Origin of the sequence: Mycobacterium sp. NPDC050041, assembly GCF_049541695.1 — a bacterium.
Taxonomy (GTDB): Bacteria; Actinomycetota; Actinomycetes; order Mycobacteriales; family Mycobacteriaceae; genus Mycobacterium.
This window is the reverse complement of the sequence record NZ_JBMVDG010000004.1, coordinates 262,114-279,670: the sequence shown is the minus strand read 5'-3', so window position 1 is coordinate 279,670 and position 17,557 is coordinate 262,114. Positions and strand designations below refer to the sequence as shown.

Annotated in this window: 10 protein-coding genes; 5 read left to right on the top strand and 5 right to left on the bottom strand. The window is 71.5% G+C overall.

What is annotated here, in order from left to right; translation table 11 throughout:
• The first annotated feature begins 1 nt into the window (after nt 1).
• Nucleotides 2-1,054, top strand: coding sequence for a sulfate/molybdate ABC transporter ATP-binding protein (locus ACPCHZ_RS15615; RefSeq protein WP_423485565.1), 1,053 nt, complete (start codon nt 2-4; stop codon nt 1,052-1,054).
• A gap of 5 nt (nt 1,055-1,059) precedes the next feature.
• Here the strand turns inward: ACPCHZ_RS15615 and ACPCHZ_RS15610 are convergent, their stop codons facing one another.
• The 4 genes from ACPCHZ_RS15610 to ACPCHZ_RS15595 form a co-directional block, all read right to left on the bottom strand.
• On the bottom strand, nt 1,060-1,794 hold the full coding sequence (locus ACPCHZ_RS15610; protein ID WP_423485564.1) for a sirohydrochlorin chelatase: 735 nt from the start codon (nt 1,792-1,794) through the stop codon (nt 1,060-1,062).
• The gene (locus ACPCHZ_RS15605; protein ID WP_423485563.1) at nt 1,773-2,480 is read right to left on the bottom strand and encodes a phosphoadenylyl-sulfate reductase; all 708 of its coding nucleotides are present in this window, start codon (nt 2,478-2,480) and stop codon (nt 1,773-1,775) included. Before ACPCHZ_RS15605 ends, ACPCHZ_RS15610 begins: the two co-directional genes overlap by 22 nt.
• Nucleotides 2,481-2,508: 28 nt before the next feature.
• Nucleotides 2,509-4,194: a nitrite/sulfite reductase gene (locus ACPCHZ_RS15600; RefSeq protein ID WP_423485562.1), complete on the bottom strand. Its 1,686-nt coding sequence runs from the start codon at nt 4,192-4,194 to the stop codon at nt 2,509-2,511.
• Between the two features lie 113 nt (nt 4,195-4,307).
• A complete protein-coding gene (locus ACPCHZ_RS15595) occupies nt 4,308-4,397 on the bottom strand; it encodes an Ms4527A family Cys-rich leader peptide (RefSeq protein WP_423485561.1) in 90 nt (29 codons plus the stop codon).
• Between the two features lie 102 nt (nt 4,398-4,499).
• Here ACPCHZ_RS15595 and hemW point away from each other — a divergent pair, with 102 nt between their 5' ends.
• The 3 genes from hemW (at nt 4,500) to ACPCHZ_RS15580 (ending at nt 12,147) form a co-directional block, all read left to right on the top strand.
• Complete coding sequence (gene hemW, locus ACPCHZ_RS15590; protein ID WP_423485560.1) at nt 4,500-5,675, top strand: radical SAM family heme chaperone HemW; 1,176 nt, start codon at nt 4,500-4,502, stop codon at nt 5,673-5,675.
• A gap of 67 nt (nt 5,676-5,742) precedes the next feature.
• Nucleotides 5,743-6,768 (top strand): NADP-dependent oxidoreductase, encoded by a 1,026-nt coding sequence (locus ACPCHZ_RS15585; RefSeq protein WP_423485559.1) that lies wholly within the window; start codon nt 5,743-5,745, stop codon nt 6,766-6,768.
• A gap of 213 nt (nt 6,769-6,981) precedes the next feature.
• Complete coding sequence (locus tag ACPCHZ_RS15580) at nt 6,982-12,147, top strand: beta-ketoacyl synthase N-terminal-like domain-containing protein (protein ID WP_423485558.1); 5,166 nt, start codon at nt 6,982-6,984, stop codon at nt 12,145-12,147.
• A gap of 48 nt (nt 12,148-12,195) precedes the next feature.
• Here the strand turns inward: ACPCHZ_RS15580 and ACPCHZ_RS15575 are convergent, their stop codons facing one another.
• Complete coding sequence (locus ACPCHZ_RS15575) at nt 12,196-13,869, bottom strand: (2,3-dihydroxybenzoyl)adenylate synthase (protein WP_423485557.1); 1,674 nt, start codon at nt 13,867-13,869, stop codon at nt 12,196-12,198.
• A 110-nt stretch (nt 13,870-13,979) separates the two neighbouring features.
• On the opposite strand from ACPCHZ_RS15575, the gene ACPCHZ_RS15570 reads away from it, so the two are divergent.
• Nucleotides 13,980-17,468, top strand: coding sequence for an amino acid adenylation domain-containing protein (locus ACPCHZ_RS15570; RefSeq protein ID WP_423485556.1), 3,489 nt, complete (start codon nt 13,980-13,982; stop codon nt 17,466-17,468).
• Nucleotides 17,469-17,557: the final 89 nt, after the last annotated feature.

Sequence of the window (17,557 nt, the reverse complement as noted above, 5' to 3'; positions counted from 1 at the left end):
CATGACCAACGCGATCACCATCACCGGAGCCAACAAGCGCTACGGCGACTTCGCCGCCCTGGACAACGTCGACTTCGTGGTGCCGGATGGATCGCTGACCGCGCTGCTCGGGCCGTCGGGATCGGGCAAGTCGACCCTGCTGCGCGCGATCGCAGGCCTGGACCAGCCCGACACCGGCACCATCACCATCAAGGGCCGCGACGTCACCAACGTGCCGCCGCAGCGGCGCGGAATCGGGTTCGTGTTCCAGCACTACGCGGCGTTCAAGCACCTCACGGTGCGGGACAACGTGGCGTTCGGCCTGCGAATCCGCAAACGCCCGAAGGCCGAGATCAAGGACAAGGTCGACAACCTGCTCGAGGTCGTCGGACTCGCCGGCTTCCAGACCCGCTACCCGAGTCAGCTCTCCGGTGGCCAGCGCCAGCGGATGGCTCTGGCGCGGGCGTTGGCGGTGGACCCCGAGGTGCTGCTGCTCGACGAACCGTTCGGCGCCCTGGACGCCAAGGTCCGCGAGGACCTTCGCGCGTGGCTGCGCCGGCTGCACGACGAAGTGCACGTCACCACGGTGCTGGTGACGCACGACCAGGCGGAGGCGCTCGACGTCGCGGACCGCATCGCGGTGCTCAACAAGGGCCGCATCGAGCAGGTCGGGTCGCCGACCGAGGTCTACGACACCCCGGCCAACGCGTTCGTGATGTCGTTCCTCGGCGCGGTCTCCTCGCTCAACGGCACGCTGGTGCGGCCGCACGACATCCGGGTGGGGCGCAACCCCGAACTGCCGATTGCCGAGAGCGAGTCGGTGAAGTCGACCGGGGTGGTGAAGGCGGTCATCGACCGCGTGGTCGTCCTCGGCTTCGAGGTTCGCCTGGAGCTGACCAACGCCGCCAACAAGGCCCCGTTCACCGCGCAGATCACCCGCGGTGACGCGGAGGCTCTCGGCCTGCGTGAGGGGGACACGGTGTACGTGCGTGCCACCCGCGTGCCGGAGATCCCGGGCGGCGCGGAGCTACCCGAGACCGACGAGGTGGAGCTCCAGGCGACGACGAGCGCCTAGCAGCCCTACGCGGCCAGCGCCGACGAGGTCACCTCGTCGAAGCGGTCCAGCACCGTGGCGGCCACCAGGTTGTGCGAGCCGAGCGGCTCGGCCAGCATCATCGATTCGCGCGCGGCGAAGGTCGCCACCCGATCGGTGATCCGGCCGGGCGCCAGGAACCACGGCACGATCACCAGCCGGTCGGCTCCGCGCTGACGCAGCGTCGCGGCGGCCTGCGCCGGCGTGTTGTGCGGCACGGTGGCGAACGCCACTTCGGCCCCGGCCCAGCGGGTTCCGACGGACAGGGCCTGCGCCACGGTGGCCGTACGGGCGTTGGCCGCGGCGCTCGAGGACCCCACCGCGACCACCATCACGCCGAGTCGTTCGTCGTCGGGGGACACTCCCGCCTCGGACAGTCGTTGACGTGCCACGGCCAGTAGTGCGGGGTCCTCCCCGAGGACGGCGGCCTGTCCGGCCCGGCAGCCGGACTCGGCGATCATCGCCGGGATGTCGGTCCTGGCGTGGAACGCGTCGGCGAGCAGGAACGGTACGACGACGCCGTCGGCCGTCAGCCGCAGCACCTCGCCCAGCCGCGGACCGGTGTGATCGAGGAACGCCGCGCGGACGTCCAACCATGGCCGCAGGCGCCTGATCCTGCCCGCTACGGCATGAGTCACCTCCGCCGACCGCGGGTCGGCGCTGCCGTGGGCGGTCAGGACGAGAGTCGGCTCGGGCCGCGTCACGACGCGTGCAGCCCGCATTCCGTCTTCGCCAGGCCCTGCCAGCGGCCGCTGCGCGGATCGGCGCCCTCGATCGGCTTGGCCGTGCACGGCGCACATCCGATCGACGGATAACCCTCATAGACGAGCGGATTGACCAGCACTCCGTTGGTGTCGATGTAGGCCTGCATGTCGTCGTCGCTCCACGCCGCCAGCGGATTGATCTTGACCAGTCCGAACGCCTTGTCCCAGCTGATCAGCGGAGCGTTGGCGCGGGTCGGGGCCTCGACCCGGCGGATGCCGGTCACCCACGCCGAGTAGCCGCGCAACGCCTTGCTCAGCGGCTCGACCTTGCGCATCCGGCAGCACTCGTTGGGCTCCCGCTCGAACAGATTCCTGCCGAACAGCTCGTCCTGGCGGGGCACCGAGTTCTCGGGCGTGACGTTGACGACGTTGATGTCGTACACCGCCTCGACCGCGTCGCGGGTCCCGATCGTCTCGACGAAGTGGTAGCCGGTGTCGAGGAACAGCACGTCGACGCCGGGCCGCACCTTGGCGGCCAGATCGACCAGCACCGCATCCTGCATGTTGGACGCCACGATGTAGCTGCCGCCGAAGTTCTCGTCCGTCCAGCGGAGCAGGTCGTCTGCGCTCGCGTGGGGTCCGAGTTCGGCCGCACCGCGCTCGGCCAGCGCCTGCAGGCCGGTCTCCGTCATCAGATCGCTCATCGAATTCCTCCGCTCGTCACGCGGGCAGTCACCGCAGATCGGCCTCGTCCGCGCGCAACGCCCACGTAGCGAAACGCTCGCCGTCCTCGCGTTGTTTCACGAAATTGCGCACAACCCGTTCGATGTAGTCGCCGAGCTCGGTCGACAGCACCTTGTGCTGGCGCAATTTGCGGCCGAAACCGCTGTCCAGGCCGAGGCTTCCGCCGAGGTGCACCTGGAAACCCTCCTCGGGCCCGTTGCCGTCGTCGATCATCTGGCCTTTGAACCCGATGTCGGCGACCTGGATCCGGGCACACGAATTCGGGCAGCCGTTGATGTTGATCGTCACCGGCACGTCGAGCTGTGCGTTGATGTCGTCCAGCCGCTTCTCCAGCTCGGGCACCAGCACCTGGGAGCGGCTGCGGGTCTCGGCGAAGCTCAACTTGCAGTACTCGATGCCGGTGCACGCCATCAGGTTGCGCCGCCAGTGCGACGGTGTGGACGGCAGGCCGAGCGCGTCGAGGCCGGCGCGCAACTCGTCCAGCTTGTCGTCCGGCACGTCCAGCACGATCAGCTTCTGGTAGGGCGTGAAGCGGATCCGGTCGCTGCCCACGGCTTCGGCCAGGTCGGCGACCTTGGTCAGGATGGTGCCGGACACGCGACCGGCGATCGGAGCGACGCCGACGGCGTTGAGCCCGTTCTTGAGTTTCTGCACGCCGACGTGGTCGATGGGGCGCGTCACCGGGTCAGGGGCCGGGCCGTCGATCATCTTGCGACCGAGGTACTCGGTCTCGAGAACCGCCCTGAACTTCTCGACACCCCAGTCCTTGATCAGGAACTTCAGCCGCGCCTTCGCCCGCAACCGCCGGTAGCCGTAGTCGCGGAAGACGCTGACCACGCCCTCCCACACGTCGGGCACCTCGTCGAGTGGCACCCAGGCGCCGACCCGCTGGCCCAGCATCGGATTGGTCGACAGGCCGCCACCGACCCAGAGGTCGAACCCGGGACCGTGTTCGGGGTGATTCACCCCGATGAACGCGACGTCGTTGACCTCGTGCACCACGTCCTGCAGGCCGGAGATCGCGGTCTTGAACTTGCGCGGCAGGTTGGAGTACTCGGGCTTGCCGATGTAGCGCTTGACGATCTCGTTCACCGCAGGCGTGCCGTCGATGACCTCATCCAGGGACTCACCGGCCAGCGGGGAACCCAGCACGACGCGGGGGCAGTCGCCGCACGCCTCGGTGGTCTGCAGGCCGACGGCGTCGAGTCGCCGCCAGATCTCCGGCATGTCCTTGACGTCGATCCAGTGGTACTGGATGTTCTGCCGGTCGGAGATGTCGGCGGTGTCGCGGGCGAATTCCGTCGAGATCGTGCCGAGTGTGCGCAGCGCCGCGGCGGTCAGCGCGCCGCCGTCGCTGCGGACCCGCAGCATGAAGAACTCGTCTTCGAGCATGTCGGTGTTCTCGTCGCCGGTCCAGGTGCCGTCGTAGCCGGGCTTGCGCTGGGTGTAGAGCCCCCACCAGCGGAAGCGGCCGCGGAGATCGCCCTTGTCGATGCTGTCGAAGCCGCCCTGGGCGTAGATGTTCTCGATGCGCGCACGCACGTTGAGCGGGTTGTCGTCCTTCTTGGCCTGCTCGTTGGCGTTGAGGGGTTCGCGGTAGCCGAGTTTCCACTGGCCTTCGCCGCGGGGGCGCTTGGGCGCACGAGCCTTCGGCGGGGTGGGGGTTTCGGTCACGGGCTGTGGCTCCTTCGGGGGAGCCGGCGTACGGAGCGCGCTGATCACCGGTGGCTGTCCGGCGGCGCAGATCCGGCGGCCAGCTGGAAGTTCAGGTGGGCAGGTCTACGGCACTAGGGCAGACAACAAGAGGTACAGACGCGCTTGAAATCGACATGCCGACGAACCACCAGCGAAACGCGGGGGAACTGGACGGCGGTCACCCCCCGATTGTGCCACGAATGGTCCCGACCGCCCTAACCGGGCCAGATTTGCGCTCACGGTGAGCAAAAGGGTCCACTACCGCCATCTGGGAAAATGGTGCCATGACCGTCCACGCCGCGCCCGCCGGCCGGCCAGTGCTGGCCGCGACACCGGGCCGGCCGTTCGGCATCTACATCCACGTGCCGTTCTGCGCGACCCGCTGCGGGTACTGCGACTTCAACACCTACACACCGTCCGAGCTGGGCGGCGCCAACCCGGACGGCTGGCTGGCGGCGCTGCGGGTCGAGCTGGAGCTGGCGGCCGCGCACCTGGGCGTCCCGCCCGCGGTGCAGACGGTGTTCGTCGGCGGCGGCACGCCGTCGCTGCTGGGCGGCGACGGCCTTGCGGCGGTGCTCGACGCGGTGCGTGACCGGTTCGACCTCGCACCAGGGGCCGAGGTCACCACCGAGGCCAACCCCGAGTCGACCTCGCCACGGTTCTTCGACCGATTGCGCGCCGCCGGCTTCACCCGGGTGTCGCTGGGCATGCAGTCCGCGGCGGGGCACGTGCTCGCGGTGCTGGACCGGGTGCACTCGGCCGGCCGCGCTCCCGCCGCGGCGGCCGAGGCGCGGGCCGCGGGCTTCGAGCACGTCAGCATCGATCTCATCTACGGCACGCCGGGGGAGCGCGACGACGACCTGCGCCGGTCGGTGGACATCGCGCTCGAGGCGGGCATCGACCACCTGTCGGCCTATGCGCTGGTGGTGGAGGACGGCACCGCCCTGGCCCGACGGGTGCGCCGCGGTGAGGTCGCCACTCCCGACGACGACGTATTGGCCGACCGCTACACCCTGCTCGACACGCAGCTGTCGGCGTCGGGGCTCACCTGGTACGAAGTGTCCAACTGGAGCAGGCCGGGCGCCGAGTGCCGGCACAACCTCGGCTACTGGGACGGCGGCGAGTGGTGGGGCGCCGGGCCTGGCGCGCACGGTTACCTGGGCGCAACGCGGTGGTGGAATGTCAAGCACCCGAACGCCTATGCCGCGAAGCTCGCCGACAACACGCTGCCGGTCGCGGACTTCGAGCTGCTCGACGCCGCCGACCGGCACGTCGAGGACGTGATGCTGCGGCTGCGCCTGCGCACCGGCCTGCCCCTGGATGTGCTCAGCGAGGTCGAACGGGAGCGGCTCAGTGGGGCGGAGGCCGACGGCCTCGTCGTGCGGGTGGCCGACCGCGCGGTGCTCACCGACCGCGGCAGGCTGCTCGCCGACGCGGTGGTGCGCCACCTTCTCGACTGACGGCCCGGCGAGAGCGATGATCCCGAACCGTCACGAAGAAGGTTGTCGCTGCAGTACTTTCGGCCTGGTGTCCGACCTGACGAACCGCCAGATCCTGCTGCGCCGCCGCCCGACCGGCCTGATCGGGCCCGCCGACACCGAACTGGTCAGCGCCCCGGCGCCCGAACCTGCCGATGGTGAGGCACTGCTGCGCAACACCTACATCGGCATCGACGCCGCCGCCCGGACCTGGCTCAACGACCAGCCGGGGTACCTGCCGCCGGTCGGCATCGGCGAGGTGATCCGCGCGGCCGGGATCGGCGAGGTGGTGGCGTCGCGGTGCCCGGCCTACGCCGTCGGAGACGTCGTCACCACGCTGTCGGGATTCCAGGAGTACGTGATCATCCGCGACGACCTGTTCAGCACGCCGATGCCGGGGGAGAACGACCAGCTGGCGATCATGTCGATCTACGGCCCGACGGGCGCGACGGCCTACTTCGGCATGACCGACATCGGCCGGCCGCACGCCGGTGAGACGGTGGTGGTGTCGGCGGCGGCCGGTGCCACCGGGTCGGTGGCGGGGCAGATCGCCAGGATCGCCGGCGCCCGGGTGGTCGGCATCGCCGGTGGGCCGCACAAATGCCGGGCGGTGGTCGAGGAGTTCGGTTTCGACGCCTGCATCGACTACAAGAACAGTGACGTCGCCGCCGAACTCAAGGCGCACTGTCCCCGCGGCGTCGACGTCTACTTCGACAACGTGGGCGGGCCGATCCTGGACGCGGTGCTCGGCCGGCTGGCGTCGAGGGCACGCGTCGTGTTGTGCGGTGTCATCTCCAGCTACCTCACCGGCGAACACCCGGGGCCGGCGAATTACGTCAGCCTGCTGTCCAAGACCGCGCTGATGCAGGGCTTCAACGCGCTCGACCAGTGGGGCCGCTTCGACGAGGCCTTCGCGGCGCTGCGGCAGTGGGAGCGCGACGGCCTGCTGGTGCACCGTCAGACCATCTTCGAGGGCGTCGAGTCGTGTGTCGACGCGCTCAACGGGTTGTTCACCGGCGCGAACATCGGCAAGACACTGGTGAAGGTCAGTGAGCCGGCGCGCCAGGCGACGTGATGTGCGCAACACCCGCCGCCCGGTGCGGCGGCGCGTGGGCGTTGTAACGCCCGGACAGGCTGGTCAACAGCAGGTGAGAGGCGTTCGGCGGGCTCTCAGGTAGGTGCCTGCCGCGAATTCCCGTGTGCCAATATGTGCGCATGGCTGGCGAGCACTTAGGCAAGGCTAAGCAGACTTCGTTGGTGCCGCGTGCCGAGTCGGGCCGGCACTGACGTGTCGACTGACGAACCCATCGCGGTCATCGGTCTGGGCTGCCGCGTGGCGGGCGACGTCGGCACGCCCGCCGACTTCTGGACTTTCCTGATCGAGGGCCGCAGTGACGTCCGCGAGGTGCCCGAGCAGCGTTGGGAGCCCTACCTGCGGCGAGACCCACGCAACGCCGCCGTGCTGCGGGAGACCACCCGGTGGGGGACGTTCCTCGACGACCTGGCCGGGTTCGACGCCGACTTCTTCGGCGTCTCGCCGCGGGAGGCCGAGTTGATGGACCCCCAGCAGCGGCTCGCGCTCGAGGTCAGCTGGGAGGCGCTCGAGCACGCCGGGGTGTCGCCGCGGTCGCTCGCCGGCGGTGACACCGCCGTGCTGATGGGCGTCAACTCCGACGACTACGGCAAGCTGCTCATGGAGGACCTGCCCGGCATCGAGGCGTGGACCGGCATCGGCACGTCGCTGTGTGGAATCGCCAATCGGGTGTCACACCTGCTCGACCTGCGTGGGCCGAGCGTCGCGCTGGACGCGGCGTGCGCGGCCTCGCTGGTCGCGGTGCACCAGGCCTGCCAGATGCTCCGGGCGGGCGAGACCTCGCTCGCCCTCGCCGGCGGCGTCAGCGCCCTGATCGGCCCCGGCCTGACCCGGGTCCTCGACGAGGCGGGCGCCACCGCACCGGACGGACGTTGCAAGACCTTCGACGCCGCCGCGGACGGGTACGGCCGCGGCGAGGGCGCCGGGGTCGTGGTGCTCAAACGCCTCGCCGACGCCCGGCGCGACGGGGACCGCGTGCTGGCGGTGATCCGCGGCGGCGCGGTCGCCCAGGACGGCCGCACGGTCGGCATCATGTCGCCCAACGGCGAGGCGCAGGCCGACATGTTCGCCCGCGCCTGCCGGACGTCGGGCATCGCGCCGTCCAGCGTCGGATACGTCGAGGCGCACGGAACCGGCACGCCGACAGGCGATCCCACCGAGGTCGGCGCGCTGGCCACGGTGTACGGCGCAGACAGGCCCGCCGACGACCCGTGCCGCATCGGGTCGGTCAAACCCAACATCGGCCACCTCGAGGGCGGCGCCGGTGTGCTCGGCCTGATCAAGACGGTGCTCGCGCTGCATCACGAGGCCATCCCGCCGACGGCCGGACTGCGCCGGCTCACCCCGGCGGTGGACTGGGCCACCAGCGGTCTCCGGGTGCCCACCGAGCCCGAGCCGTGGCCGCGCGGTGAGACGCCGCGCCGCGCCGCGGTGTGCAGCTACGGGTACGGCGGCACGATCGCGCACATCCTGCTCGAGGAGGCGCCGGCGACCGTGACGGCAGACGCAGGACGGGAACCGGGCGGACCGGTCGTCGTCCCGCTGTCGGCCCGGTCCGGAGTGCGGCTCGAGCGCCAGGCCGAGGCACTCGCCGATCACCTCAGGAGTGTCGGACGGCCGCTGCCCGAGGTGGCCGCCACGCTGTGGGCTCGCCGCGCGCACGAACCGGTCAGGGCCGCCGTGATCGCCGAGCAGCACCACGAACTGGTCGCCGGACTCGATGCGCTGGCCCGCGACGACGTCAGCCCCCGTCTCGTCACCGGGGTCGTTCCGGCAGGCGAGCCCAGGGATGCGGTGTGGGTGTTCTCCGGGCACGGATCGCACTGGGCGGGCATGGGGCGCGAGCTGATCGCTGCCGAGCCGGTGTTCGCCCGCGTCATCGACGAGGTGGACGAGGTGTTCGGCGCCGAGCTGGCCTTCTCGGCGCGGGAGGCGCTCAGCACCGGCGAACTCGGCGGCACCGACCGCGTCCAGGCGCTGACCTTCGCGATGCAGGTCGGCCTGGCGGCGGTGCTGCGCGACCGGGGTGTCACCCCTGCGGCGGTGATCGGCCACTCGGTCGGCGAGGTCGCCGCGTGCGTGGTCGCGGGGGTGTTCGACCTGCGGCAGGGTGCCGCGCTGGCGTGTTACCGCGCCCGCGGCTTCCGGTCCGTGATGGGTCACGGGGCGATGGCCCTGGTCCGGCTGCCGTTCGGCGACGCCGCGCAGCGCCTCGCCGGGCGCACCGACGTGGTGGCCGCGATCAGCGCCTCCGCGGAGTCGACGGTCATCTCCGGTGTCGTCGACGCCGTGGACGAGGTGAGCCGGGAGTGGGGTGACGAGGGTGTCGTCGTGCGCCGGGTGAACACCGACGTGGCGTTCCACAGTCCGGCGATGGACGGGCTGACCGGGGAACTCGCGCGGCTGGTCGCCACCTTGGCGCCCGCGCGCCGCGCGGCGCTGCCGCTGTACACCACGGCGCTCGCCGATCCCCGGTCGAGCGCCCCCCGCGACCCGGACTACTGGGTGGCCAATCTGCGCGGACAGGTCCGATTCGCCGAGGCCGTCACGGCTGCGGCCGAGGACGGCCACCGACTGTTCCTCGAGGTGTCCGCCCACCCGGTGGTCTCGCACTCGATCGTCGAGACGCTGCTGCACCTCGGCATCGACGAGCATGCCGTCGTCCCGGTGCTGCGCAGGCAGACCGCCGAGGTGCGGGCCGTCGCCACGGCGGTGGCCGCCCTGCACTGCCACGGCGCGCAGGTGTCGCACGGCGTCGGCGCCGACACCCCGTGGGCGGCCGATCTGCCCGGCACCCAGTGGCGGCACCGGCACTTCTGGCGGGTGCCCACCCCGCCACCCGGCGGTCGCGGCGTGCACGACCCCGCCACCCACACCCTTCTCGGCGGCCGGACCGACGTCGCGGGCGCCGTCGCGACGACGATGTGGCAGACCCGGCTCGACGTCGACAGCAGGCCCTACCCGGGCGACCACCCGGTGCAGGGCACCGAGATCGTGCCTGCGGCGGTGCTGCTCAACACCTTCCTGTCGGCGAGCGGGCACGCCGGTGCGGGCCTGACCGACGTTCGGCTGCGCACGCCGGTCGCGCCGGGCCGGGCCCGCGATCTGCAGGTGGTGCTGCAGGATCGGGCGCTGACCCTGTCGTCCCGGCTGGTGGACGCCGACGGCGGAGGCGACGAGGCGCAGGGCGGCGGCTGGCTCACCCACACCAGCGCCGTGCTGGCCGCCGACGACATCCGTTCTCCGCGGCCACATCTGGATCTGGCTGCCGCCCGGAGCCGTTGCGCAGAACTCCTGCCGCCGCGCCATGTCATCGACACCCTTGCCGCGCTCGGCGTGGCCGCGATGGGCTTCGGCTGGGACGTGAAGAACCTGCGTCGCGGCGACGGTGAACTGGTGGCCGTGGTGTCCGCCGAGGCCGACGGTTCGGCGCCGACATCGTGGGCATCGCTGATGGACGCCGCGACCTCGGCCGCCTCGACGATCTTCGACGGGCCGCCGCGACTGCGGATGCCGTCGCGCATCGAGAGTGTGCGGGTGTACGGCGACGCTCCGCCGGCCGCCGCGCTGCTGGTGCGCCGGCGGCCCGGCACCACGACCACCGACGTCGCGATCGCCGACCCGTCGGGGGCGGTGCTGCTGTCGATCACCGGGATGGGGTTCGAGGAGCTCGAGACCTCGGGGCGCGGATGGTCCGGCGACGAGGCCGGCCGGATGCTGCACCGGGTGGCGTGGCACGAGATGGCCTGGCAGCAGGACGATCTGCCCAGCGGCGTGGTCCTGGTCGGGGGAGATGTCGACGGCCTGGACGCCGCGGTGCGTGACCTCACCGCCGCAGGCGTGGCCTACCGCGCCTTCGAGGACCCGGCGGAGCTCGCGGCACTGTCCGCGAGCGCCGACTGGCCCGGGCTGTGGCGGGATCTCGGCCGCACCGCCGTGGTGCTGGTGCTGCCGCGGTCCGACGACGCGCCCGAGGCGTCGGTCGACCTGGTGACCCGGACGTTGACGACCCTGCTGGAGACCGGTGCGACGGCGCGGCTGTGGGTGCTGACCACCGGGGTGCACGAGGGCGGTGACCTCGCCCACGCACCGCTGTGGGGGCTCACCCGGGTGGCCGCGGCCGAACACCCTCAGCTGTGGGGCGGCGTGCTCGACGTCGCCGACGGCCGGTTACCACTCGGCGCGTTCTCGTTGCCCGGACACGGTGTGGTGGTGGTGCGCGGTGGCTCCGCCCTGGTCGCCCGGCTGGGCCCCACCGGCGCGAGAACGGCTGCGCCGATGGAGTGTTCACCGGCGGGCAGCTACCTGATCACCGGCGGGACCGGCGCCCTGGGACTGCGGGTGGCGCACCGGCTGGCCGACCTGGGCGCCCGGCGGCTGGTGCTGCTGTCACGGTCGGGCCTGCCCGAGCGATCGACGTGGGACGACCACGCCGGTTCGGAGGCGGTGCGCGGGGTGCGGGCGTTGGAGGATCGCGGTGTCTCGGTCACCGTCGCCGCCCTCGACGTCGGCGCACCGGGCGCCGCCGACGGGTTGCGCGCCGTGCTGCGCGACCTGCCACCGGTGCGCGGGGTGGTGCACGCGGCAGGCGTGGAAGCCGGTGCGCTGCTGGCCAACACCACTGCCGAGGACTTCGCGGCGGCGATGCACCCGAAGGTGCACGGCACACTCACCCTGCACGAGGTGTTCCCGCCGGGACAGCTGGACTGGATGGTGCTGTTCTCGTCGTGCGGCTACCTGGCCGGCTTCCCGGGGCAGGGTGCCTACGCGTGCGCGAACTCGTTCCTCGACGTGATCGCACGGCACCGCCGCGGTCTCGGCGACCGCACCACGAGTGTGGCGTGGACGGCGTGGCGTGGCCTCGGGATGGGTTCGGCGTCGGAGTTCGTCGCGGCCCAGCTCGACGCCCTGGGCATGGGCACCGTCGGCGCCGACGACGCGATGCGGGCACTCGATCTGGCGATGCGCGACGACGACCCGAACCTCGTTGTGCTGCCGCTTCTTCCGAATGCCTCGGCGGTACCGATGCTGGCCGACGTGGCGCCGTCGGACGAGGCGGTCGACGACGGTCCGGCGGTCGAGCCGATGGCCACGGGCGAGGTGGATCCCGCCGTGCTGGGACAGCGGGTGCTGGCCGCCGTCGCCGCACAGCTCGGGCTGGCCGAGGCGGACGTGAACCCGGACCTGCCACTGGTCGAGCTCGGCGTCGACTCGATCATGACCGTGCGGTTGCGGCGCCAGCTGGAGAAGCAGACCGGGCTGGTGCTGCCGCCGACGCTGCTGTGGGAGCATCCGACGGCGGCGGCCGTCACGGCCAGGATCGTCGAGATGCTCACCCCCGGCGAGAAGGTCGACGTCTAGCGATTTCGGCGCGGATACGTTCGGCCTGCGATCGTGAGCGCGCCGAGATCACCCGTGGATGGCGGCGATCACCTTTTTCTTGTCCACCTTGCCGACGGGTGTGGCGGGCAGCGACGGCATCGCGACGAGCGTGTCGGGCCTGGCGTGCGCCGAGGCGCCGCGCTCGTCGAGGAAGGCGTTGAGTTCGGCGAGTGTCACCGGGGCGCCGGTGAAGACGACTGCGGCGCAGATCTTCTCGCCGAGGTACTCGTCGGGCAGCGCGACGGCCGCCGCCGCGTAGATCGCCGGATGGGCGAGCAGGTGGTCCTCGAGGTCGGTGGCCGACACCGTCTCCCCGCCGCGGTGGATGACGTCCTTGATGCGGCCCGTCACCTCGATGTACCCCGCGAGCGGACCGTCGGCGAACAGGCGCACCCGGTCGCCGCTGCGGTAGAACCCGTCCGGGCTGAACGAGCGCGCGTTGGCCTCCTCGGCGCGGTAGTAGCCGTTGATCGTGTACGGCCCGCGCACCAGCAGTTCGCCCTCCTCGCCGGGCGCGACCTCGACGCCGTTCTCGTCGACCACCCGCAGTTCGTCGTGCGGTGACATCGGCCTGCCCTGGGTCTGGGTCACCACGTCGAGGGCATCACCGGGACGGGTGAACTGCAGCATGCCCTCGGCCATCCCGAAGATCTGCTGCAGGCCGTCGGTCAGGCCGTCGTAGATGAAGCGGGCCTCCTCCGGCGAGAGCCGGGACCCACCGACCTGCACGAGGCGCAGCGACGTCGGCAGCACCGGTTCCCATTCGCAGGCCTGTGCCCACAGCTTGGCCAGCGCATTGACCAGTCCGGTGATGGTCACCTGATATCGGTCGATGAGCGCGAACGCCGACTCCGGACTCGGGTCGGCGGTGAACACCGTGGTCGCGCCGACCGTCATCGCGCCGAGCAGTCCGGGGCAGCCGAGCGGGAAGTTGTGGCCGGCGGGCAATGCCACGAGATAGACGTCCTCAGAGGTCATCTTGCACTCGCGGGCCATGCCCACCGCGTTGTAGACGTAGTCGTCGTGGGTCCGCGCGATCAGCTTGGGCAGCCCGGTGGTACCGCCCGAGACCAGCAGCAGCGCCGGTGCGTCCGGATCGAACGGCGCCGAAGATGCTGCGGCGCCGTCGAATCCGGTCAGTTCCGACCACGGCGTGAACGGTCCCGCATCGCCGTCGACCACGATGTGGCGCAGCGCCGGGTGCTGATCCTGCAGTCCGGCCGCGAGCTCGCGGTAGTCGAAACCCTTGACCTCGTCGGCGATCACGAGTCCGACCGCACCGCTGACCGAGGCGAAGTGGCCCATTTCGGCCGCCCGGTGCCCCGGCAGGCACATCACCGGCACGGCGCCGGCCCGCAGCGCCCCGAACAGCGTGACGGCGAACTGGCAGGAGTTGGGGAGTTGCACCAGGATCCGGTCGCCGGGGGCGATCCCCAGCGCGCTCAGCCCGGCGGCCACCCGGTCGGCGACCGCGTCGAGTTCGGCGAAGGTGTAGCCGCCGTTGGCGTCGACGACGCCGAGCTTGTCCGGCCAGGCCGTTGCCGCGTCGCGCAGGATCGAGTCCAGCGGGCGCCCCGTCCACAGCCCGGCCTGCCGGTAGCGCTGCGCGCGCTCGGCCGGGAACGGCACGAAACCCTGCCGGAGGTCATCGGTCACGCCGTTGTGGCCGGTGCGGGTGTCACGTGAAAAACCCGTGCTCATAGGTGGAATCCGCCCATCGGGGTAGGTGTGTTCGGTGCACCGAATATAAGGTAGCCTGCTGCGAGTTAGGGCAGCCTGTACTAAATCTCATACCACTGGGGAGGCATCACGTGGGTGACGCCGCGACGAGTTCCGCGACCGTTCGCGACGAGGTCGCCGAGCTCCTCGGCATCAGCCCCGACAGCCTCGACCCGCAGGCCGACCTGATCGCCTCCGGTCTGGACTCGATCCGGATGATGTCGCTGTCGGGACGCTGGCGCAAACAGGGCATCGACGTCGGGTTCGCCGCGCTGGCAGCCGATCCCACGGTGCAGGCGTGGTCGGAACTGGTGTCTCGCTTCCGTCCGCAGGCCCAGGCGCGGCGGCCGGCGCCGCCGGTGCAGCCCACCGACCCCGACGAGCCGTTCCCGCTCGCGCCGATCCAGCACGCGATGTGGGTGGGCCGCAACGACGATCAGGTGCTCGGTGGAGTCGCCGGCCACCTCTATGTCGAATTCGACGGGGCAGGAGTCGATCCCGGCCGCCTGCAGGAGGCGGCGAGCAGGCTGGTCCGGCGGCATCCCATGCTTCGTGTCGAGATCCTGCCCGACGGCACCCAGCGCATCAGCGACCGCGACCTGCCGGTGACCGTCCACGATCTGCGCGACCTCACCGCCGATGCCGCGGAGGCCAGGCTGGAGGAGATCCGCGACGCGAAGTCCCACCAGCTGCTGCTCGGCGAAGTGCTCGAGATCGGCCTGTCGCTGCTGCCCGGCGGGCGCACCCGCCTGCACGTCGACATGGACATGCAGGCAGCCGATGCGGTGAGCTACCGCAATTTCATGGCCGACCTCGCCTCGTTCTACCTCGGCCGCGAACTGCCCGAGCTGCAGTACACCTATCGCGAGTACCGGGCAGCGCTGACGGCGTCGGCGCCAGGGCCCACCGACGAGGACCGCGACTGGTGGGCCGAGCGGATCCCCGATCTGCCCGAACCGCCGACGCTGCCGCTGGTGCCGCGGGCCGAGCAGCGCAACCCGCGGCGCAGCATCCGCAAGTGGCGCATCCTCGACGTCGCGGCGCGCGACGCGCTGTTCGCCGCCGCGCACCGCCGCGGCATCACGCCGGCGATGGCGGTGGGCGCGTCCTACGCCGGGGCGCTGGCGCGGTGGTCGGTCAATCAGCGGTTCCTGCTCAACCTGCCGATGTTCGGGCGCGAACCGTTCCACCCCGACGTCGACAAGCTGGTCGGCGACTTCACCTCGTCGCTCATGCTCGATCTCGACCTGTCCGATGCAGACACCGCCGCCGCGCGCGCCCGGGTGGTGCAGGAGGCGCTGCACCGTGCCGCCGCGCATTCCAGCTACTCGGGCCTGTCGGTGATCCGCGACCTGACCCGCCACCGCGGCACCCAGACGCTGGTGCCGTTCGTCTACACCAGCGCGCTGGGCTTGGGCGACCTGTTCGCCGGCGACGTCACCGACCAGTTCGGCAGCCCGGTGTGGACGATCTCCCAGGGCCCGCAGGTCTACATCGACGCGCAGGCCACGCCGGTGGCCGAGGGGTTGATGGTCAACTGGGACGTGCGGGCCGACGCGTTCCGGCCCGGCGTCGTCGACGCGATGTTCGACTACCACCTCGACGAACTGTGCCGGCTCGCCGCCGACGACGCGGCCTGGGAGGCCGCCGACCCGCCCGCGGTCACCGCAGACCAGCGTGCCGTGCGCGCCGCGGTCAACGCGACGACGGCGCCGGCCAGCGGAGAAGCGCTGCACGACGGCTTCTTCCGCACCGCCGCGGCGACCCCGGATGCGCCTGCGGTGTTCAGCGGCGACGCGAACCTCACCTACGCGCAGCTGCGCGAGCAGGTGCTGGCGGTCACCGCGACCCTGCGCGAGCACGGGGTGGGCGCAGGCGACGTGGTCGCCGTGACGGGACCCAAGACCTACGAGCAGATCCCGGCTCTGCTGGGCATCCACGCGGCGGGCGCGGCGTACCTGCCGATCGGCGCCGACCAGCCCGCGGACCGGGCGGCCCGCATCCTCGACACCGCGGGTGTGGCGCTCGCCCTGGTCTGCGGCACGGAGGCACCCGAACTGCCGGTGCCCGCCCTGACCGTCGCCGAGGCCGTGCGCCGGGGTGCGGCGCGCGCCGCCGATACCGAACCGGCGCCGTCGGATCCGTCGGCGCTGGCCTACGTGCTGTTCACCTCCGGCTCCACCGGTGAGCCGAAGGGCGTCGAGGTGACCCACGACGCCTCGATGAACACCGTCGAGTTCATCACGCGGCACTTCGGGATCGGCCCGGCGGACCGCTGCCTGGCGCTTTCCACACTGGAGTGCGACATCTCGGTGCTCGACGTCTTCGCCACCCTGCGGACCGGTGGCGCCATCGTCGTGGTCGACGAGCGGCACCGGCGCGACCCCGACACCTGGTTGCGGCTGATCGACGAGCACGGCGTCACCGTCCTGCACTTCATGCCCGGATGGCTGGAGATGCTGGTGGAGGTGGTCGCCGGACAGGGTGCGCGGCTGCCCACCGTGCGGGTGGTGCCCACCGGCGGTGACTGGGTGCGCACCGAGATGGTGCGGACGTTGCGCGCCGCCGCGCCGGGGGTGCGCGTCGCCGGTCTCGGCGGCGCCACCGAGACCGCCACCCACAACACCGTCTGCGAGGTCACCGGCGAGGTGCCTGCGCACTGGTCGTCGGTGCCGTTCGGTATTCCGTTGCCCAACAACGCCGTACGCGTCGTCGACGGGCGGGGCCGGGACTGTCCGGACTGGGTGCCCGGAGAATTCTGGGTCTCCGGGCGTGGTATCGCCCGCGGCTACCGCGGCCGTGACGACCTGACCGCCGAGAAGTTCGTCGAACACGACGGCAGGACCTGGTACCGCACCGGTGACCTGGTGCGCTACCAGTCCGACGGCACGCTCGAGTTCGTCGGCCGCGCCGACCACCGCATCAAGATCAGCGGCTATCGGGTCGAACTCGGCGAGGTCGAGACGGCGCTGCGGCGGGTGCCGGGGGTCGACGTCGCCGTGGTCACCCCGGTCGCCGCACCGGGCGGCCGCGACGTCCTGGCGGCGTTGGTGCGGGCCGATCGCAGCGGGTTGACCGCCGAGGCCGTCACCGGCGCGATGGCGGCGCTCGTCCCCGCCCACATGGTGCCGCAGGCGATCGTGATCGCCGACCGCATCCCCTTCACCGGCAACGGCAAGCTGGACCGGGCGGCGATCACCCGCATCCTCGAGAACGTCGACCTGTCCGCCGGGCGGGTTCACCGTCCACCGGCCACCGTCGTGGAGTCGGCGCTCGCGCACATCGCCGGGGTGCTGCTCGACCGCGCACAGGTCGGTGCCGACGACGACTTCTTCGCGCTCGGCGGGGACTCGGTGCTGGCCACCCAACTGGTCGCCCGGGTACGGGACTGGCTGGACACCCCGACCGTGATGGTCGCCGACGTCTTCGCCACCCGCACCGTCGCCGCGCTGGCGAAAGTGCTGGCGGCCCGGGAACCGGCAGGTGACCGGCTCGACCAGGTCGCCGAGCTCTACCTGGAGGTCGCCGGGATGGACGGCACCGACGTGGCGACCGCACTGGATGCCGAGTCGGTGAGCTGAACGGACTCGGCTCGACGCCCCGGGGCGGCCATCACCGCAGGTCGGATGCGGTCGTGCGGCGGCTCGGGCGACCGGGGTACCTATTTTCG